This is a genomic window from Inquilinus sp. NPDC058860, assembly GCF_042743185.1.
GTDB lineage: Bacteria > Pseudomonadota > Alphaproteobacteria > DSM-16000 > Inquilinaceae > Inquilinus.
In genome coordinates, this window is the sequence record NZ_JBHYMS010000007.1 from 104,198 (window position 1) to 123,830 (window position 19,633).

A 19,633-nucleotide genomic window follows, 5' to 3' on the forward strand; every position below is an offset into this window, starting at 1 on the left:
GCAATTCAGCTAGCCGGCATCGGGAAGTGGCGGGCCATCCAGGCCTGCCACGCCGGCTCCTCCCGCGCAGCGACGGCCGCCGGCCGGTCGCCGAACAAGTAGAGCCGGATCGGCAGAAAGATCTGCCCGCCCATCGGCAGGGCGAAGAGATGGGCGATGCCGGGCGCCGGCGCGTCGAGCCGGAGCAGCAGCTCCGGGTGGTCGTCTGGGCCGACGCGTTCGACCTGCCCGGCCAAAGCCGGTGCGCCGGCCGCCGATTGCACCCGCTGGCCCGGCCCGGCACCGGCGATGCCGAGCTGCTCGGTCAGGGCAACCCAAGCTTCCCTGGCCGTCGGCTCCGATCCCACGCCCATCAGCTGGACGTTCACGCCGTGCTGGCCGCGGAAATGGGCAAGATACAGGCGCAGGATGCGGAAGAAGGCCCGCCAGCCGTGCTCGTGCCCTTCGAACTGGGCATCCCAATCGTCAGTCTCGGCGAACCAGGCATGCACCACCCGGACGATGCAGGTGCCGCCGGCCTTGGCCTCGACGGTCCATTCGGTGGCGATGGTCGGGCTGCCGGGCCCCATGTCGTTGCTGTCGGCGGCGAAGCGGCGCGGCGGGTCCCAGGCGGTGATGGTCGCGAGCGACTCCATCCCCGGGCCGAAATTGGCGGTGACGGCACCGCCCACCCGCTCCTCCACCCGGGTCGGCACGAACCAGGAGGTGATGCCGGGCCCGGTGGCGATCGCCTGCCACACCTCCTCCGGCGTGCCGGGCACCTCGACCTCGGCCTCGACGAAGCGGCGGCCGGTCTCGTCCTTCTTCACGGGCATGGCTATCCCCCTTCCTGATCCGGATAATTCTCCTGGGTCCAGCGGCGCAGCTCGGCCTCGAACCGGGTGGCGGTGTCGGCGGCCCGGTCGCCGTAGAAGAACACGCTCGCCGCCACCCGGGCCCGGCTCTGCCAGCCATGGATGCCGATCAGGGCGATGCCGGGCCCCGGCTGGTCCAGCGCCACGGTCACCTCGCGAGACTTGGCGTCCTGCTGCACCCGCTCCACCGTCCCGGCCATTGCCGGGACGCCGGCCGGCGTAGTCCACCGCTCGCCGACATTCACGCCGGCGAAGCCGAGCCGGCCAGCCAGGTCGGTCCAGGCGGCGAGGTCGGGGCCCGGATGCATGGCCATGGCCCTCGCCGCCGCGGCCGGCATGCCGGCGAACCGCTTCAGATAGAGCTGCAGGATGACGAAGAAGCCCGGCCAGCCGGATTCGAAGCCCTCCAGCTCGTCGTCCCAGCTGCCGTCGGTGGTGAACAGGGTGTGGACCAGCCGCAGCACGCAGGTGTCGCCGGACCGGCTGGTGATGACGCATTCCGTCGCCACCGGCGGCGCCTGGCCGCTCCAGCCGCTCTCCTCATAGGCGAAGCGGAAGGGCGGCTCCCAGGCCGTGACGGTGCCGGCGGAGGTCATGCCCTCGCCGAACTCGAAGCGGATGGCGCCGCCGACCCGCTCCTCGACCTGGGTGGCGGTGAACCAGGCGCTGAGGCCGGGGCCGGTGGCGATCGCCTGCCACACCTGCTCCGGCGTTCCCGGCAGCAGCACGTCGAGTTCGACCCAGCGCCGGGTCGCGTCGCTCTTCACTGGCATGTCTGCTCCTTTCCCGGCTGGTCGGCGGGCTTGGGATAGGCCATCAGGACCAGGCGGTGGTCCCGCCCTCCCGGCGCCGACGTGTTGTGGTAGCGCGCCGCCAGGGCGGCGATCGACGCCGTCAGCTCCTGGGTGAAGGCGGCCCGGTCGGCCGGCGACGCGAAGCGGATCTCGGTGTCGATCGACAGGGTGGCCAGCCGCTTCTCGGCGCGGATGGCGGCGCGCCACAGGCCGGAGACCTCGCGCATGATGCGGGCGGCCAGCGCGATCAGATAGCTGGCCGACAGCCGGTCGGAGGCGCGCCCGGGATCGGCGGCGACCGGCCCCAGCGCCTGGGGCGAAACGATGTAGGAGATGGCGGTGGCCACGTAGAGCCGCTCGGTCAAGCCGCCCCAGCGCCGCGTCTCCGCCTCGCGGACCAGCCGATGCGCCTCCAGCGCGCGCAGATGGTAGTTCACCTTCTGCCGCGGGATTCCGAGCCGGGTCGCCAACCCGGCGGCCGAGGCCGGCTCGGCCAGCTCCGCCAGCAGGCGGCTGCGGACCGGCTCGAGCGCGGCCATCGCGGCCGCCGGATCGTCAATGACATCCACGTCCAGCATTCACCCATTCCAGCCTTGACAAGTTTTTTTGTCAAGGCTGGATCAGGACGTCGGATGCGTGATCAGTGCGTGGATTGCTGCGGAAACAGCCGCCGGATCTCGTCCGGCAGCGTGTCGGTCACGTGCCGCATCGTGCCTTCGGGCAGGTGGTGGCTCAGGACCGTGAACACGGCGCGGGCCGCATCGGCGGAATCGATCGCCCGGCCGCTGTCGAGCCGCGCCGAGATCCGCTGCAGGAACTCATCCTGGCTGCGCACTGTCTCGGGGGTGCCGCTCGGGTGGTAGCCGTCATAGAAGATGCCGCGCACCAGCATCGGCAGCTGGGCCGAGACATGGGCGGCCGATTCGACGCTCAGCCGATCGCGCAGGGCCTGCAGCACGGCGTGCAGCGCGTGGTAGCAGCGCTGCCGGTCGGGGCCCAGCGTCTCACCGATCTCGTTCAGCCAGATGTTGGTGGTCTGCAGCGTCTTGTCGAAGACCTCGAGGCCGGTTGCGCTCATGTCCCTCTCCCGCTTCGATCGGGGGCGGAGGGCGTCGATACCTCCTCGAGCGTCTCCGCGGCGCCCGGCGCGTGCTTGGTCGACAGATCGCCGAGCGAGACCATGCCGACCAGTTGCTTGTCGGCATTGATCACCGGGACGCGGCGGACCTGGGCCTCGCCCATCAGCTCCGACACCTCCTCGACGTCGTCGTCCGCCCAGCACCAGCGCACATCCTGGGACATGGCGTCCGACACCACCGTATCCTCCGGGTTCAGCCCTGCGGCGGTCACCCGGACGGTGATGTCGCGGTCGGTGATCATGCCGACCAGACGCCTGCCGTCACACACCGGCAGCGACCCGATGTTCAGATCGTCCATCCGCCGCGCCGCATGGCGCACGCTGTCCCCCGGCCGCACCACCGCGACGTCGCTGGTCATCACCTCGGCTATTCTCATGACGCTCTCCCTCGGCCCATGGCCGTCCGGTTGCAGGCAGGCGGCGGGTCGGGCGATGCGGGGCAATGCCCTGCGGGGGGCGTCCCTGCGCGACCCGCTCATCAGGTCAACGAGCCGCCATCCGCGGCCGGTTCCCTGCTTTCCGTCTGGAGAGCACACAACAGCACGGCCGCCCGGGATCGCTCCCGGGCGGCCGATGCGATATCAGCCCACGGCAAGGTGCCGCGGCGTTTCTGGCGATCAGCCCGCGACCCGGGCCAGAGCCTCGCGCAGCCGCTCGATCGCGGCCTGGGCCTCGGCACGGCGCTCGCGCTGCTCCTCGACCACCTCGTCCGGCGCCTTCTCCAGGAACTGGGCGTTGCCGAGCTTGCGGTCGATCTTCTCGACCTCGGCCGCGTTCTTCTCGATTTCCTTAGTCAGCCGCGCCCGCTCCTTGTCCAGGTCGATGATCCCGGCCAGCGGCAGCACCAGCGTCGCCTCGTCGATCACCGCCTGGGCGGCGCCCTTCTCCGGCACCGCCTCCGACGCCTCGATCGAGGCCAGCCGGGCCAGGCGGCGGATCAGCGCGCCGTGGGTCTCGAGCCGATCCTTGGTCTCTGACGAGGCGCCGCGCAGCGTCGCCGTCAGCTCGGCCGCGGGCGGCACGTTCATCTCCGACCGGATGGTGCGGACCGCCGAGATCAGGCGGATCACCCAGTCCATCTCGGCCGCCGCCCGCGGGTCGACCAGGCCGGCCGGATAGTCCGGCCAGGGCTGGGTCACCAGCGCGGCGTCGCCGCGATCCGCGAGATGCCGCCACAGCTCCTCGGTCTCGAACGGCATGATCGGGTTCAGCAGGTGCAGGATCTGCTCCAGCGCCCAGGCCGCGGTGGCCCGGGTCTCGGCCTTGGCCGCCTCATCCGAGCCGGAGAAGACCGGCTTGGCGAATTCCAGGTACCAGTCGCAGAAGCCGGCCCAGGTGAACTGGTACAGCGCCTGCGCCGCCTCGCTGAAGCGGAAGCCTTCCAGCGCCGCGGCCGCCTTCTCCGCCGTCTTCGCCACCTCGCCGACGATCCAGCGGTTCAGCGTCAGCGTGTTCGCCGCCGGGTCGTAGCCCGACACCGGCCGGCACTCGTTCATCTCGCAGAAGCGGGCGGCATTCCACAGCTTGGTGGCGAAGTTGCGGTAGCCTTCGACCTGCTGCGGCCCGAGCTTGATGTCCCGGCCGGCGGCCAGCGACACCAGGGTCATGCGCAGCGCGTCGGCGCCGTAGCGGTCGACCAGTTCCAGCGGGTCGATGACGTTGCCCTTGGACTTCGACATCTTCTGGCCCTTCTCGTCGCGGACCAGGGAGTGGAAGTACACGGTGCGGAACGGCACCTCGCCCATGAAATGGAGGCCCATCATCATCATCCGGGCCACCCAGAAGAAGATGATGTCGAAGCCGGTGACCAGCACGTCGCCGGGATAGTAGCGCTGCAGCTCCGGCGTCCGGTCCGGCCAGCCGAGCGTCGAGAACGGCCACAGGGCGGAGGAGAACCAGGTGTCGAGCACGTCGGTCTCGCGCCGCAGCTCGACCGCCTCGCCGTAATGGTTCTCGGCCGCGGCCTTGGCCTCGGCCTCGCTCTCCTCCACGAAGATCGCGTTGTCGGGCCCGTACCAGGCGGGGATCTGATGGCCCCACCACAGCTGCCGGCTGATGCACCAGGGCTGGATGTTGCGCATCCACTCGAAGAAGATGCTCTCCGCCATCTTCGGCAGCAGCACGGTGCGGCCCTGCTCCACCGACTCGATCGCCGGCTTCGCCAGCACCTCGGCCTTCAGGTACCACTGCTCGGTCAGCAGCGGCTCGATCGGCACGCCGCCGCGGTCGCCATACGGCACCGTGTGGAGATGGTCCTCGATCTTCTCGACCAGGCCCAGCGCCTCCAGGTCGGCGACCACGCGCTTGCGCGCCTCGTAGCGGTCGAGGCCGCGGTAGGCTTCCGGCACCTGGTCGTTCAGCCGGGCTTCCTCGTCGAGGATGCTGATCAGCGGCAGGTCGTGGCGGCGGCCGACCTCGAAGTCGTTGAAGTCGTGCGCCGGGGTGATCTTCACCGCGCCCGAGCCCTTCTCCGGGTCGGAATACGCGTCGGCGACGATGGGAATGCGGCGGCCGACCAGCGGCAGGACCGCGTGCCTGCCGACCAGGTCCTTGTAGCGCTCATCGTCCGGATGCACGGCGACGGCGGTGTCGCCCAGCATCGTCTCGGGCCGGGTGGTGGCGACGGTGATGAAGCGCCCTTCCTGCCCCTCGATCGGATAGCGGAAGTGCCAGAGATGGCCCTTGGTCTCCTTCTGCTCGACCTCGAGGTCGGAGACCGAGGTGCGCAGCTTCGGATCCCAGTTGACCAGCCGCTTGTCGCGGTAGATCAGGCCCTCGCGGTGCAGTTGCACGAACACCTTGACCACGGCGCGGGACAGGCCCTCGTCCATGGTGAAGCGCTCGCGCGACCAGTTCGGCGTCGCGCCGAGGCGGCGGAGCTGGCTGGTGATGGCGCCGCCGGACTGCGCCTTCCAGTCCCAGACCCGTTCCAGGAAGCCGTCGCGGCCGAGGTCCTGGCGCTTGATGCCCTCCTTCGCCAGCTCGCGCTCGACCACCATCTGGGTGGCGATGCCGGCATGGTCGGTGCCGGGCTGCCACAGCGCGTCACGGCCGCGCCGCCGGTTGAACCGAGTCAGCACATCCTGCAGGGTCATGTTGAAGGCATGGCCCATATGCAGGCTGCCGGTCACGTTCGGCGGCGGCATCATGATGGTGAAGGGGTTCGCGTTCGACTGGACATTGTTGGCGAAGGCGCCGCTCTGTTCCCATTCAGGATAGAGCTTGGCCTCGACCTCGCGCGGCCCGTAAGTCTTGTCCAGCATGGCTGAACCTTCCGTATTCTTGAATTCTTGACGATGGAGTGGCGGAGCGAAGGGGCGGGTCAGCGCCGTACGGCGCCGCTGGCGATGCGGGATACCTCCCGCTCGACCGCCTGCTCGACCAGCCGTGGCAGGTTGGCGTCGAGCCATTCCTTCAGCATCGGCCGCAGCAATTCGCGCACCAGATCGTCCACCGTCTGGCTCTTGTGCGCCGCCGCCGGCGGCGGGGCCGCGGCGTTCAGCCGGGCCAGGGCCGCCAGCGCGGCGCTGGCGCTGGCCGGGGAGACCACGGCATCGTCCTCGGCGGCCGCAGCCGGCGGCGGTGCGGCCGGTCGCGGCTCGTCCAGCGCCTCGGTCAGCTCCAGCACGTCGTCATCGGCCGGAGAGGCGGACGGCATCGGCTGGGCCGGCGCAGAGTCGGCCGGGGCGGCCCGGCCGCGCGCCGGATCGTCCTCGGCGATCATGCGCCGGATGGAGGCCAGGATCTCCTCCATCGACGGCTCCTGCTGTGCCCGCGTCTCGCTCATCCTCTCGGTCGTCTTCCGCTTTTCACCAAAGTGCCATGCCCGGGCTTGACCCGGGCACCAGAGATTGTCGACGCCCTCTGGATTGCCGGGTCAAGCCCGGCAATGACAGAAAACTGATTCTCGGGCGATGCCAGGCCCGCTCCTCACTCGTCGACCGACGTGCCGAACCAGCGGGCGCGGGTCTTCTGGTAGTCCGGCTCCGGGTCGTAGACCTTGACCGCCAGGCCCATGTCCTGCGCCGTCAGGGTGCCGATCGCATTCCGCAGCTGATAGCCGGCGACCACCTCGTTGCGCCGCGCCTGCACCAGGCTGAGCTGGGCGTTGAGCAAATTCTGCTGCTCCTGCAGCACGTCGAGCACGGTGCGCGACCCGACCTGGGCTTCCTGCTGCAGGCCTTCCACCGCCAGCTCCTCGGCCTTGACCGCGGCCTGGAACGACTTGATCGCCGCCCGCGCCGTCACCAGCGCCTGCCAGGACTGCACCGCACCCTGGATCGCCGTTCGGCGCTGCGACTCGATCTGGATCCGCCGCTGGCCATGCGTGTAGCGGGCCTGGCGCACCAGCGACTCCTGGTTGCCCTGGGCATACAGCGGGATGGTCAGCTGGGCCACGATCGCCGCGGAATCGACACGCGACTGCTGCCCGAAGCTGATCGGTTCCGGCTGCCCGAGTATGTTCGTCCCCATTGTCGTGTTTGGGTGCGAGACCGTCGAATACTGCCGCTGCAGCCGCGCCTGCACCGTCAGCTGCGGCAGCAGCGCGCCGAACTGCAGGTCGATGTTGTCGGCCGCGGCGCGCTCGGTGAACACCGCCGCGACGATGCCCGGGTAATTCGCCTGGGCCTTCTGGATCGCGTCCTGCATCGACACCGGCAGCCCGGCCGGCACCGCCGGCGTCTCCAGCGTCCCCGGCGGCTGGCCGATGAAACGCTCGAAGGTGGCCCGGCTGGCGCGCAGCGTGCCCTCGGCCTCGATCCGCCCGGCGGTGGCGCTGGCCAGGCTGGCCTCGGCCTGGCTGACGTCGGTGCGGGTCACCTCGCCGACATTGAACCGGTCCTGGGTCGCCTGCAGCTGGCGGCGCAGCACCGCCTCGTTGTTGCGCTGCACGTCGAGCGCCGCCTGGGCCTGGACCACGTCGGCATAGGCGGTGGCGGCGTCCAGCAGCACCGTCTGCTCCGTCGTCTGGACCACCGCCCGGGTAGCCATGATCGTGTTCTCGGCCCGGTTGACAGCGGCTGGGGTCTGTCCGCCGTCATAGATGCTCTGCGTGATCGTGATGCCGAGCGTGGCTGGGTTGACCTCGTGCCACTCACTGTCCCTGCCCCCGGAGCGCAAGGGAGTGCCGCCTGCCGATCCGTCAGTCTGCGTATTGCTGAACTGGCTCGAGATGCTGGCGCTGGCGCTCACATTCGGCCGGTAACCGGACAGCGCCTGGGCGACGCCTTCATTGGTCGCCTTCAGCTGGGCGATGTCGGCGGCGAGGTCCGGGTTGGTGGCATAGGCCGACGCCAGCGCCTCGGTCATCGACTGGGCCGAAGCCGGGGCGGCGCCCAGCATCAGCACGGCGGACAACACCGCGGTGGAGAGCCCGAACCGTCCATATCGTGTCATCGTCAATACCGTCCCATGGTTGGATCGATCTCGCACGCCCAGGCGTCGATGCCCCCGCGCAGATTGACCACGTTGTCCATGCCCCTCGCCGAAAGCCACCGCACCACCTGCGCGCTGCGCCCCCCGTGGTGACACATGACGACCACCGGGCGATCGCCCGGAATTTCTTCCACCCGGCCCGGGATCTCGCCCATCGGGATGTCGAGCGAGCCCTCGATCCGGCACACCGCCAGCTCCTGCGGCTCACGCACGTCGACCAGCACATGCCCCGTGCCGTCGCGCCGCCAATCCGCCAGGGTCGCCACGTCGATCTCGAACTGCTGCACCCGATGCCCCGCCATCTCTATCCTGGAAACGCACGCTCAGAACTGGAAGGCCGGCTTGCGCTCGAAGCCCGGCAGGATCGCCGTCGTCGCGTCGAACAGCGGGCGCTGCGACGCGACTCCATCGACCGCGCCGACCAGCATAGCACGGCCGACGCCGTCGCCGTCATCCACCACGGTGAGCAGGCGGCCGCCGGGCGCCAGCTGCGCGATCAGCGTGTCCGGCACCTCGGCGACGGCGCCGTCGATCAGGATGACGTCGTACGGTCCTTCGGCCGGCCAGCCCTCAGCCAGCCGCCCTTCGGCCAGGGTCACGCCTTGGACGCCGAGCTCCGACAGGGTCCCGCGCGCCGTGGCGAGAAGAGCCTTGTCCTCCTCCAGCGCGACCACCTTGCCGGCGAAACGAGCGACGATGGCGGCGCTGTAGCCGGTGCCGGCGCCGACGATCAGCACCCGGCTGTCGGGCCTGATCCGGGCGTCGTTCAGGAGACGTCCGAGGACCCGCGGCTCCATCAGCACCCGGCCGCTGCCGATCGCCACGTCCTCGTCGACATAGGCGACGCCGCGCCGGTCGGCCGGCACGAAGCGCTCGCGCGGGACGGCCGTCATGGCGTCGATCAGGGCCTGGTCGATGACCTTGTTGGGCTTGATCTGCCCTTCGACCATGTTCAGGCGGGCGGCTGCGTAGTCGACCATGGGATTCCGCATCTGAGAACGGCGAGCCGCGGCGGCCGGGCGGCCGTCACGGGCTCAAACGCAGCGGTTATATCGGCCTTCGCGCCTGCAACACAATCGGTCTGATGCCGGCCGGCGGTGTCGAGCCCGGCAACATTGCCGAAATCCGGCGCGTTCGTCTCTTGACCCCGCTTCTCGGCGGACGATATACGGGGGCCGCCGTCGGGGCGCGATGGCTGAGTGGTCAAGCAGCGGACTGCAAATCCGTGCACGCCGGTTCGATTCCGGCTCGCGCCTCCAAACGGCCCGCCGAACATGCCGGTCGGGACAGCATCTCCAAAAAGTGGAATGGGGGTGCACGTCAGGCTTGGCAGGGCGGGGCGAGGTTGCTATAAGCCGCGCCACCGACAGCCCGGAGCGATCCGGCGCTCATGTTCCCTGGTAGCTCAGTTGGTAGAGCAGCTGACTGTTAATCAGCGGGTCACTGGTTCGAGTCCAGTCCAGGGAGCCATTTCTCATTTTCCGATCGGTTACGCCCGGCGAAACTGTGCGGGCGGCTGTTTCTGCCGGTAGATTACCGCCTTGACGATGTCCTGGGCGAACCAGCTTCAACGCGACCCCCGTGCGACGGCCTGCCCGAACGGTCAGGTCAGCATCCGATAAAGCACGTCGTAGGCGCCGTCGATGTCCGCCGCCATCGCCGCCCGTGCCGCTTCGCCATCGCGATTCTCGAGCGCCTGCAGCAGCGTGCGGTGGTGCTGATTGGCCGAGATGTAGTTGCCGGACCCGTGCAGCAGGTTGAAATACGGGCTGATCTGTAGCCACAGCGCCTCGATCACGCCGATCAACGCGGGAGAGTGCGTGGCGCGGTAGATGATGAAGTGAAAGGCACGGTTGCCGCGGAGATAACTCTTCACGTCACCTGTTCGCACGGCCGCGTCCATGCGCGCGCATTCCTCACCGAGCCGGCCGAGATCGCTATCCCCGATGCTGCGCGCAGCCCATTCGGCGGCGAGCCCCTCGATCTCGACGCGGACGTTCTTGAGATCGGCGAGGCGGTCCAGGCTCAGCTTCGGGATCCCCATCGAGCGGCCGGTCACGAGGGTCAGGGCCCCCGCCGCCGTCAACCGCTTCAGGGCTTCGCGCACCGGCATGGTGCTGACGCCGAAGGCCTCGGCCAGGCTCTGGATGGTCACGAGCTGCCCCGGCGCGATCTCGCCGTCGAGGATCAGGTCCGAGACCTGCCGGTAGACGCGCTCCTGCAGCGTGTCCCGGGCGAGAGGGACGATCTGGAATTCGGCCTTGGTCGCGGCGGCATCAGCCATGGGCATCCGGGTCTCCTGCGCCGCGGCTGGGCGCGGCTTGTCCCTTATACCGCGCCGCGCCGCCGCCTTGCACGATCCGAGATCCGTGATCTATGATCACAAATACAGACAGGCAGAACTGCCGGATGAGGGAGGCGACGTCATGAGAGGGAAGAGCATTCTCCGTTGTGCCGCCATAGCCGCCATAGCCCTGGGGCTCGGCGTCGGCGGCGCGCATGCCCAGGCTCAGAAGAAGCACAAGATCTTCCTGAGCATGAGCTACATCGGCAACGACTGGCAGGCGGAAGCCGCCAACATGATCAAGGCCATGGCGGCGCACAAGGACCTGGCCGACAAGGTCGACCTGCAGATCCAGGTCGCCGGGCCGAACGCCCAGCGCCAGATCCAGCAGATCAACGCCATGGTGCAGGCGGGGGCCGAGGCGATCGTCGTCTACCCGATCTCGCCGACCGCCCTGAACCAGGTGGTGAAGAACGCCTGCGCCAAGGGCGTGAAGATCTTCGCCTATGACGCCGAGATCACCGAGCCCTGCGCCTACAACATCTCCATCGACCAGGAGGAGGCGGGCCGCAAGACCGCGCAATGGCTCGCGGACAGGCTCGGCGGCAAGGGCAACATCGTGCTCGTCACCGGCGTGCCCGGCACCTCGGTCGACACGCTGCGGACCAAGGCGGCGAAGGAGATCTTCGCCAAGTACCCGGACATCAAGATCACCGCCGAGGCGGTCGGGATGTGGAGCCAGGCGGTCGCCCGCACCGAGCTGTCGAAGATCCTGGCCACCCAGGGCTGGGGCCAGATCAACGGCCTGTGGATGCAGGTCGGCTGCTACACGGCCAACGCCATGCAGCTCGAAGCCGGCAAGACGCCGCAGGAGCTGCTGCCCTGCGCCGGCGAGGGATCGAACGGCGGGCGCGTCCAGATGCTGCCGGCCGGCACCGAGGTCGAGGGCGCCACCCCGCCCTATGCGCCGCTGGCGGCGCCGCGCATCTCCTACGCCTCCCCACCCTATTCCGGCGCGCTGGCCCTGAAGCTCGCGGTCGAGGCGCTCGAAGGCAAGGACGTGCCGAAGAAGACCACGCTGCCGCTGCCGCTCGTCACCAACGACACGATCAAGCTGTGCCAGGAGGGCAGCTGGCAGGAGATGAAGGCGGGGTGCAACGCCTTCAAGCCGGCGGTCGTGCCCAATCCCGGTTGGTTCGCCTCGATCTTCTCCGACGAGACGCCCGAGGTCGGCCTCAACGCCGCCCTGGTCGGCCAGCCCGAGGAGTGATGCGGCCCGGCGGGCGGGGACGCCTCGCCCGCCCATCGGATCAGCGGGAGGAAAGCATGGCGGAGAGAACGGGACCGGCGGTGGCGCTCCGCGGCGTGCGCAAGGCATTCGGCGCCACCGTCGCCGTCGACGACGTCAGCCTCGAGATCGAGGCGGGCACGGCCCATGCCCTTCTCGGCGAGAACGGCGCCGGCAAGTCGACCATCGTCAAGCTGCTGTCCGGGCTGATCGAGCCCAACCGGGGCGAGTTCCGCGTCTTCGGCGAGACCGTCCGGCTGCGCTCGCCCCGAGTCGCGCATGCGCACGGCCTCCAGACCGCGTTCCAGGAGATGACACTGGTCCCGGATCTGACCGTGCTCGACAACATGCTGATGCCCTACGCCCCCGTCGGGCTCACCGGCATGATCCGGCGCCGGACGGCGGAGGCCGCGGTGCGGGCGCATTTCGACGCGCTCGGCTTCGCGGTCGATCCCGCGGCCGAGGTCGGCGGCCTCGACCTCGCCGTGCAGCAGAAGATCGAGATCGCGCGGGCGATCTGGCGCAAGCCGCGGATCCTGCTGCTGGACGAGCCGACCTCGACCCTCGCCGGCCGCGATGTCGACTGGCTCGGCGAGGTGATCGCCCGGCTGAAGCGGCAGGGCGTGACCATCGTCTTCATCTCGCACCGCCTGCGCGAGGTCCGTGCCTTCTGCGACCGGCTGACGATCCTGCGCAACGGCCGGCACATCGTCACCGCGGCGGCCGGCGAACTGAGCGACGCGCAAGTGGTCGAGACCATCATCGGCCGCTCCATCGCCCAGACCTTTCCGGCGCGGCCGACCCGCCGGGCCGAAACGGCGCCGGAGGTGCTCGGCACCCGCGATCTCGCCGCCGGGCCGAAGCTCGACGGCGTCGACCTTTCCCTGCGCCGGGGCGAGATCCTCGGCATCGCCGGGCTGCAGGGCATGGGCCAGCTCGACCTCTCCCTCGCCTGCTTCGGCATGACCGAGATCCGCCGCGGCGAGATCCGGATCGACGGGCGGCCGGTCGCCATCACCTCGCCGGCGGACGCGGTGCGCCCGAACATCGGGCTCGGCCTCGTGCCCGAGGACCGGAAGACCGAAGGGCTGTTCCTCAAGCTCAGCGGCGGCCACAACGCCTCCTTGCCGGTGATTGGCCGGTTCAGCCGCGGCGGCCTGATCCGGACCGGGTCGGAGCGGCGGGCGGTCGAGGCGGCGTTCGCCCGGGTCGAGGTCGACCGGCGCGCGCTGTGGACACCGGCCGGCGCCTTCTCGGGCGGCAACCAGCAGAAGATCGCCATCGCCAAATGGCTGCTCGCCGAAAGCCGTATCCTGCTGCTGTTCGACCCCACCCGGGGCATCGATGTCGGCACCAAGCACGAGCTCTACGTCCTGATGCGCGCCTATGTCGAGGCCGGCGGATCGATCCTGTTCCATTCGACCGAGATCCCGGAGCTCGTCCATCTCTGCGACCGGGTGCTCGTGCTCTATGACGGACGGCTCGTGGCCGAGCTCGATGCTGCGCAGCTGACCGAGGCCGCGATCATGCGTGCCGCGCTCGGCGGCACCGTGCCGGAGGAGCGCGCCGCATGAGCCTGACCGTGTCGTCACCAGGGGCGCCGCGCCGCCTCGCGACCGCCGTGCCGGCCCTGGCCCGCCACCGCGGCCTGATCACCGCGATCACCGTCTTCGCGGTGCTGTTCCTGGTCGTCGACGCGATCAATGCCGGGCCGCTCACCTATTTCGATGTCAGCTTCCTTGCCAGCGGCGGGGCGACGCTGGCGATCGCCGCCATCGGCGCAACGCTGGTCATCCTGTCCGGCGGCTTCGATCTTTCGGCCGGAGCGGTGGTCTCGCTGGTCAATGTTGCCCTCGCCTCCATGACCGATCCTGCCAATCCGGAAGGGTCCGTGGCCGTCGCGACCATGGTCGGCATCGCCATCGGCATGGCGACGGGCGCGTTCAACGGTGCGTTCATCGCGTTTCTGCGGCTGCAGCCGATCGTGGTGACGCTCTCCACCATGTTCATCCTCCAGGGCACGACGCTGCTGGTCATGGACAAGCCGGGTGGCCAGGTGGCGCCGAGCCTCGGCGAGTTCTATCTGGGCGACGCCGTTCCCGAGTGGCTGCCCATGCCGCTCGTCCTGCTCGGCGTGCTGGTGCTGCTCTGGTGCTGGCTGAAATCCACCCGTTTCGGCACCGCGCTCTACGCGATCGGCAGCGACCCGGAGGCCGCCCGCTCGGCCGGGGTGCGCGTCGCCCTCACCCGCTTCATGACCTATGTGCTGGCCGGGGGTTGCTACGGCCTGGCCGGCGTCTTCATCAGCGCGCAGACCGGCTCGGGCGACCCGCTCGTCGGCAACTCGCTGCTGCTGCAGACCTTCGCCGCCGTCGTGGTCGGCGGGACGCGGCTCGGCGGCGGGCGCGGCGGGCCGGTCGGATCAATCGTCGGGGCCTATATCCTGATGATCGTCGTCAATATTCTCCTGGTCCTCAACGTCTCGGCCTATTACTCGACGATCGCCGAAGGCGCCATCCTGGTGCTGGCCGTGCTCGCTGCCTCGATCAGCCGCGGCTCCGTGCTGGCCCGGCAGATCCGCGGTGCGGCGACCCGCATCGCCGCCTGGCGCGCGGGCCGGCTGCCGCGCCAGATCGGCGGCGGCGACCGGCGCCTGCGGACCGCAGGCGGGGCACCCGCCGCCGCCCTGCATGCGGCGCCGTTCCGGATCCGGCATGCCGAGGCCCTGCGCTATGCGCTGCCGGCCTATCTCTGCCTCGTGATCGTCGTCCTGGCCACCGAGATCTGGCTCGGCGGCGCGGTGCTGCACTGGGACTACTGGAACTCGCTCATCGTCCTGTCGAGCTTCCTTGCCGTCATCGCCCTGGGCCAGGGTACGGTGATCCTCACCGGCGGGCTCGATCTCTCGGTGCCGTGGACCATCGGGCTCTGCGGCATCCTGCTCGCCGGGCTGGTGCAAGGATCGGACGCGGCGCTGGTCTATGCGCTGCCGGTCGTGCTCGCGGTCGCGGCGCTGATCGGGCTGCTCAACGGCATCGGCATCGTCGTCCTCGGCCTGTCGCCGATCATCATGACGCTGGCGACCAACGGCCTGCTCCAGGGCGTCGCCCTGCTCTATTCCGGCGGCACCCCGGCCGGCTTCTCCTCGCCCTTGCTGCGCTGGGTCATGACCGCGCGGGTCGCCGGCGTGACGCCGATCGTGCCGGCCCTGGCGGTCTTCGTCGTCCTGGCCGTGCTGCTGCTGTCGCGCACGCCGTTCGGCCGGCGCGTCTACGGCATCGGCAACGGGCTGCGCGCGGCGCGGCTGTCCGGCATCGCCGTCGACCGCACGCTGATCGGCGTCTATGTCCTGTCGGCGCTCTGCGCCGGTCTGGTCGGCATCCTGCTCACCGGCTTCTCCGGCCAGGCGAGCCTCGGCATGGGCGACGACTACCTGCTGCCGTCGATCGCCGTGGTCGTGGTCGGCGGCGGGCTGATCACCGGCGGGCGGGGCCATTATCTCGGCATGCTCGGCGGCGTGCTGCTGCTGACCGCGCTGCAGACGCTGCTGACCGGCAGCAATCTCCCCTATGCCACGCGCGCCATTCTCTACGGCCTCGTCGTGCTCGGCGCCGTCGTCGCGCTGCGCGAGCGGCGGGCCTGACCATTGCAAAGGACCGATCGATGGCCGAAGGACGGACAGCGGATCTCGGGGCCGGGCTCAGGGGCCAGCGCGTGCTCGTCACCGCCGGGGCGGCGGGGATCGGCCTCGCCATCGCCGGCCGCCTGATCGCCCATGGCGCCCGCGTCTTCGTCTGCGACGTCGCGGACGCGGCGCTGGAGAGCTTCGCGGCCGAGTTCCCGCAGGCCGGGCGGATCAAGGCGGATGTATCGGCCGAAGCCGATGTCGACCGCATGTTCGACGCGGTCGCCCGCGACCTCGGCGGCCTCGACGCCCTGATCAACAACGCCGGCATCGCCGGCCCGACCGGCGCGGTCGAGGACATCGATCCCGGCGCGTGGCGCCGCTGCATCGACATCTGCCTGACCGGCCAGTTCCTGTGCGCCCGGCGCGCCGTGCCGATGCTGAAGGCGGCAGGCGGCGGGTCGATCGTCAACATGTCCTCGGCCGCCGGCCGGCACGGCTACGCCTTCCGCACCCCCTACTCCTCGGCCAAGTTCGGCGTCATCGGCCTGACCCAGAGCCTGGCCAAGGAGCTCGGCCCGTCGAACATCCGGGTCAACGCCATCCTGCCCGGCATCGTCGAGGGGCCACGGATGGAGGGGGTGATCCGCGATCGCGCCGCCCAGGTCGGCGTTTCCTATGCGGAGATGGAGGCGAAGTATCTCGAGCGGATCTCGCTGCGCCGCATGGTCAGCCCGCACGATGTCGCGGCGATGGTCGCGGTCCTGCTCTCCGACGCCGGCCGCAACCTGTCCGGGCAGGCGATCGGCGTCGACGGCAATGTCGAGACCCTGTGAGGCCGCCGAAGGCCCGTGCTGAAAGGGAGGATGCCATGCAGATCGAGGTCCTGGTCGACGTCAAGACCACCCTGGGCGAAGGCCCGCTGTGGGACGCGCAGCAGGAACGGCTCTACTGGATCGACAGCTTCGACGGCCGCGTCTTCCGCGCCACCGCCGACGGCCGCGAGATCCGCTGCTGGGACGTGCCGCAGAAGATCGGATCGATGGCGATCCGCAAGGACGGCCGCGGCGCCGTGGTGTCGCTCGCCCGCGGCTTCCATTTCCTCGACTTCCAGACCGGAGACGTGGCGCTGATCGCCGATCCCGAGCCGGACAAACCGAACAACCGGCTCAACGACGGCAAGGTGGACAGACGCGGCCGGTTCTTCGCCGGGTCGATGGACACGATGGAGGAAGGGCCGAACGGCGCCCTGTACCGGCTCGACCCGGATCTGACCGTGACCAGGATCGACGACGGCATCATCGTCTCCAACGGGCCGTGCTGGAGCCCGGACGGCCGGACGTTCTACTTCAACGACACCTGGTCGGGCGAGATCTGGGCCTATGACTACGACCAGGACCGCGGCGCGGTCTCGAACCGGCGCAGCTTCGCCAAGGTCGACCGGTCGCGCGGCGGCGCGGCCGACGGCTCCACCGTCGATGCCGAGGGCTTCCTGTGGAACGCCCTGGTCTATGACGGCCGGCTGGTCCGCTACGCGCCCGACGGCCGGGTCGACCGCATCATCGAGATGCCGGTGAAGAAGGTCACGAGCGTCATGTTCGGCGGGCCGGACCTCGACATCCTCTACGTCACCTCGATGGCCAAGCCGCCGCTGCCCCGCTTCCCGGGGGACGGGGTGCTGCGCGGCAGCCTGTTCGCGATCCACGGCCTCGGCATCAAGGGCGTTCCGGAGCCGCGGTTCGGCGGGTAGGCTTCAGGGCCGGGTGGCGCGTTCGAATGCGCTTTTCGAGCCTGATGGCTCGATTTTTTCTGCCGCAGCGAAGAGCGGAAGAAATGCAAGCGGCTTCCGTCGACCTCAACCGGAGATCAGCAGCCGGCGCGGCGCCTGGGTCAGGCGGCGGCCGCCCTCCGGCCCGACCGCCACCGTCTCGCTGAAACCCAGCCCGCCGGCGGAAGCATACATATGGAACACCATACCTTCCTCCAGCCGCCATTCGGCATCCGGCAGGAAGACGAAGGAGAAATCGCTTGTCCGCGGCGTCCGCCCATAGAGGCCGAGCGTGTAGCCTGTGACGTTGTCGTAGATCGCGCGCAGCCCTTGCCCGAGCACGCCCTCGCGCAGGATCGCGTCGACCTCGCGCGCCCGAACGCCCGGGCGCATCGCCGCGATCTGCCGGTCCTGGAGGGCGATGAGGGTTTGCGCCGCCTCTTCCAGCCCGCCGGGATCCCGGCCGATCAGGATCGGCCGCATCAGCCGCGCGCTGTAGTTGGCGACCTTCGGGATCAGCTCGACATGAAGGATCTCGCCGTCGCCGAGGCGGGTGTCGGTCATGGCCCCGTGCAGGAATTCGTTGTCGCCCGCGGCCCGCACGATCGGCCCGACCTCGCCGGTGTCCGCCCCGCGCCGCAGGAACTCGGCCGCCGCGACCGCCGAGGCTTCGCGCGGCGAGATGCCTCCGCGGGCAGCGTCGACCACGGCCGCCATCGTCGCATCCGCGATCGCCGCGGCCTGGGCCAGGACCGCGATCTCGATCGGCGACTTGACGACGCGGAGCCGGTCGCTGACCCGCGGCAGGTCGACGAAGACGGCATCGGGCAGGAGATCCCGGAACCGCGCCAGGGTGTGGGCGGTGAAGGCATAGGACTGGAAGTCGGCGCCGATCCGGGCGGCCGCGAAGCCGTGCGCCCGGATCGTCTCCGCGACCACAGCGAAGGGGTCGGCCGTGTCGGGGAAGCCGGTCACCTCGGCGAACCAGGTCTTGCGGCGGCAGGGATCGCCATCGAGGCTGCGCAGGACGAACCAGGGCTCCCCCTCGCGCGGCAGCAGCGCCGCGCGGTACATGGTCTCGGACACCGTGTAGCCGGTGAGCCAGGCCAGGAGCTCGGCATGGTCGACCAGGAGCAGGTCGACGCCGGCCGCCGACATCGCGGCGCGGGCTCGGGCCACCCGCCCGGCGAATTCGTCCCGGTCGGCCATGCCGGGCCTCACACCGGTTCGCAGATGTCGAGGATCGCCAGCATGTAGATCCGGATCATGTCGAGGTAGTCGGGAATGTCCACCCGCTCGTCCGGCATGGTGTTGTAGCGGCCGCCCGGGCCGCAGACGATGCCCTCCATCCCCAGCTCGTGATGGAAATGCCCGGCATCGGTGCCGTAGAAGCCGGGCGGCGTGATCGCGCCGGTGGGCTGCGGCGCGCCGCGCACCGCCTCATAGGCGGCGTTGATCGTGCGCACGATGCGCGAGTCCCGCGCCACTTCGAACGGCGGCATCAACGGCCGGCCCTCGACCCGCTCCGGCACGATCTCGGCCTTCAGGCCCGGAAAACGGGCCTCCAGCTCGTCCAGCAGCCGGCGCATATCCGCCAGCACGCCCGCCTCGCTCTGGCCGGGAGCGTAGCGGGCGGAACCCTTGATCCGGACGAAGTCGGCCACCTGCGGCGGCCGCCATTCCTGCAGCTCGCGGCCGAGGGCGCCGTGCACGACCCCGACATGGCAGCGGTTGATCGAGCGATGCTCGTCGCTGCGGGCGTCGGAGAAGGTCATGCCGCTCAGGCGCGGGATCAGGTCGCAGGCCGCCGCGATCGCGTCCACCGCCGCCTCGCGCTTGGACAGGTGGCGGGTGATGCCGGTCAGCTCGATGACGAAGGTCAGCGCCGCGGCATGCATCGTCAGCGCCTGCAGGTCGGTCGGCTCGCTGTTGATGAAATAGTCGGCCTTCACCCCGGCGCGGATCGCCGCCAGGCTGCCGATGCCGCCCTGCAGCTCGCCCACCACATAGGTCAGGACGACGTCGCCCTTCAGCCGCACGCCCGCATCCAGCAGCGTCTTCACCGCGCAGAAATAGGCGGCGTCGCCCGCCTTCATGTTGGAGACGCCGATGCCGTAGATGAACCTGTCGTCGACCACCCCGCCCCAGGGGTCGACGGTCCAGCCCTCGGTCACCGGGTTGGTGTCGAGATGCCCGTTGAACAGCAGGCTGCTGCCGCCCCCCGCACCCTTCAGCCGGCCGATCGCGTTCACCCGTTCGCCGGCGACCGGCTGCAGTTCGGCCTCGAGGCCGAGAGCGCGCATCCGCTCGACCATGAAGCCCGCCAGGACGCGCTCGCCCTCGGTCTCCGAATAGCTCTTGTGGCGCACCATCCGCGCCAGGAAATCGAGAGCGGCGGCCTCGTCGAGCCGCGCCAGCAGCGCATCGCGATCCATCGTGACTATCC

18 protein-coding genes and 2 tRNA genes are annotated in these 19,633 nt (G+C 69.9%); 7 read left to right on the forward strand and 13 right to left on the reverse strand.

The features are described 5' to 3' along the window. Positions 1-5 precede the first annotated feature (5 nt). The 10 genes from ACFW16_RS07080 to ACFW16_RS07125 form a co-directional block, all read right to left on the reverse strand. The gene (locus tag ACFW16_RS07080) at positions 6-815 is read right to left on the reverse strand and encodes an SRPBCC domain-containing protein (RefSeq protein WP_380303249.1); all 810 of its coding nucleotides are present in this window, start codon (positions 813-815) and stop codon (positions 6-8) included. Between the two features lie 2 nt (positions 816-817). After that, positions 818-1,627, reverse strand: coding sequence for an SRPBCC domain-containing protein (locus ACFW16_RS07085; RefSeq protein WP_380303251.1), 810 nt, complete (start codon positions 1,625-1,627; stop codon positions 818-820). Continuing rightward, positions 1,618-2,226 (reverse strand): helix-turn-helix domain-containing protein, encoded by a 609-nt coding sequence (locus ACFW16_RS07090; RefSeq protein WP_380303253.1) that lies wholly within the window; start codon positions 2,224-2,226, stop codon positions 1,618-1,620. The genes ACFW16_RS07085 and ACFW16_RS07090 overlap by 10 nt, the downstream gene beginning before the upstream one ends. Positions 2,227-2,288: 62 nt before the next feature. Further along, positions 2,289-2,726 carry a DUF2267 domain-containing protein gene (locus tag ACFW16_RS07095; RefSeq protein ID WP_380303255.1) on the reverse strand — a complete coding sequence of 146 codons (438 nt, stop codon included), beginning with the start codon at positions 2,724-2,726 and terminating at the stop codon, positions 2,289-2,291. Then, positions 2,723-3,163: a CBS domain-containing protein gene (locus tag ACFW16_RS07100; protein WP_380303257.1), complete on the reverse strand. Its 441-nt coding sequence runs from the start codon at positions 3,161-3,163 to the stop codon at positions 2,723-2,725. The genes ACFW16_RS07095 and ACFW16_RS07100 overlap by 4 nt, the downstream gene beginning before the upstream one ends. 240 nt (positions 3,164-3,403) lie before the next feature. Then, on the reverse strand, positions 3,404-6,049 hold the full coding sequence (locus ACFW16_RS07105; protein WP_380303259.1) for a valine--tRNA ligase: 2,646 nt from the start codon (positions 6,047-6,049) through the stop codon (positions 3,404-3,406). Between the two features lie 59 nt (positions 6,050-6,108). Next, positions 6,109-6,573, reverse strand: a complete 465-nt coding sequence (locus tag ACFW16_RS07110) for a DUF2497 domain-containing protein (RefSeq protein ID WP_380303261.1) — start codon at positions 6,571-6,573, stop codon at positions 6,109-6,111. Positions 6,574-6,716: 143 nt separating this feature from the next. Further along, positions 6,717-8,183, reverse strand: coding sequence for a TolC family outer membrane protein (locus tag ACFW16_RS07115; RefSeq protein ID WP_380303263.1), 1,467 nt, complete (start codon positions 8,181-8,183; stop codon positions 6,717-6,719). A gap of 2 nt (positions 8,184-8,185) precedes the next feature. Continuing rightward, complete coding sequence (locus ACFW16_RS07120) at positions 8,186-8,509, reverse strand: rhodanese-like domain-containing protein (protein ID WP_380303265.1); 324 nt, start codon at positions 8,507-8,509, stop codon at positions 8,186-8,188. A 36-nt stretch (positions 8,510-8,545) separates the two neighbouring features. Further along, entirely contained in the window at positions 8,546-9,202 is a 657-nt protein-coding gene (locus ACFW16_RS07125) for a protein-L-isoaspartate O-methyltransferase (RefSeq protein WP_380303267.1), read from the reverse strand. A 205-nt stretch (positions 9,203-9,407) separates the two neighbouring features. On the opposite strand from ACFW16_RS07125, the gene ACFW16_RS07130 reads away from it, so the two are divergent. Both ACFW16_RS07130 and ACFW16_RS07135 read left to right on the forward strand, forming a co-directional pair. Beyond that, positions 9,408-9,481: transfer RNA gene (locus tag ACFW16_RS07130), tRNA-Cys, on the forward strand. Between the two features lie 135 nt (positions 9,482-9,616). Then, positions 9,617-9,692: transfer RNA gene (locus ACFW16_RS07135), tRNA-Asn, on the forward strand. A 133-nt stretch (positions 9,693-9,825) separates the two neighbouring features. Here the strand turns inward: ACFW16_RS07135 and ACFW16_RS07140 are convergent. Beyond that, complete coding sequence (locus tag ACFW16_RS07140) at positions 9,826-10,506, reverse strand: GntR family transcriptional regulator (RefSeq protein ID WP_380303269.1); 681 nt, start codon at positions 10,504-10,506, stop codon at positions 9,826-9,828. Positions 10,507-10,648: 142 nt separating this feature from the next. Here ACFW16_RS07140 and ACFW16_RS07145 point away from each other — a divergent pair, with 142 nt between their 5' ends. From ACFW16_RS07145 to ACFW16_RS07165, 5 genes are read left to right on the forward strand one after another with little or no spacing between them, the layout of a single operon-like run. Then, positions 10,649-11,776 (forward strand): sugar ABC transporter substrate-binding protein, encoded by a 1,128-nt coding sequence (locus ACFW16_RS07145; protein ID WP_380303271.1) that lies wholly within the window; start codon positions 10,649-10,651, stop codon positions 11,774-11,776. 56 nt (positions 11,777-11,832) lie between these two features. Next, the gene (locus ACFW16_RS07150; protein WP_380303273.1) at positions 11,833-13,368 is read left to right on the forward strand and encodes a sugar ABC transporter ATP-binding protein; all 1,536 of its coding nucleotides are present in this window, start codon (positions 11,833-11,835) and stop codon (positions 13,366-13,368) included. Then, positions 13,365-15,437: an ABC transporter permease gene (locus ACFW16_RS07155; protein WP_380303275.1), complete on the forward strand. Its 2,073-nt coding sequence runs from the start codon at positions 13,365-13,367 to the stop codon at positions 15,435-15,437. The genes ACFW16_RS07150 and ACFW16_RS07155 overlap by 4 nt, the downstream gene beginning before the upstream one ends. Positions 15,438-15,457: 20 nt before the next feature. Continuing rightward, complete coding sequence (locus tag ACFW16_RS07160; protein WP_380303277.1) at positions 15,458-16,255, forward strand: SDR family oxidoreductase; 798 nt, start codon at positions 15,458-15,460, stop codon at positions 16,253-16,255. A 35-nt stretch (positions 16,256-16,290) separates the two neighbouring features. Continuing rightward, positions 16,291-17,169 carry an SMP-30/gluconolactonase/LRE family protein gene (locus ACFW16_RS07165; RefSeq protein WP_380303279.1) on the forward strand — a complete coding sequence of 293 codons (879 nt, stop codon included), beginning with the start codon at positions 16,291-16,293 and terminating at the stop codon, positions 17,167-17,169. A 105-nt stretch (positions 17,170-17,274) separates the two neighbouring features. Here ACFW16_RS07165 and ACFW16_RS07170 read toward each other — a convergent pair whose 3' ends face one another. Beyond that, positions 17,275-18,396 (reverse strand): M24 family metallopeptidase, encoded by a 1,122-nt coding sequence (locus tag ACFW16_RS07170; protein ID WP_380303281.1) that lies wholly within the window; start codon positions 18,394-18,396, stop codon positions 17,275-17,277. 8 nt (positions 18,397-18,404) lie between these two features. Further along, on the reverse strand, positions 18,405-19,622 hold the full coding sequence (locus tag ACFW16_RS07175) for a M20 family metallopeptidase (protein WP_380303283.1): 1,218 nt from the start codon (positions 19,620-19,622) through the stop codon (positions 18,405-18,407). Positions 19,623-19,633: the final 11 nt, after the last annotated feature.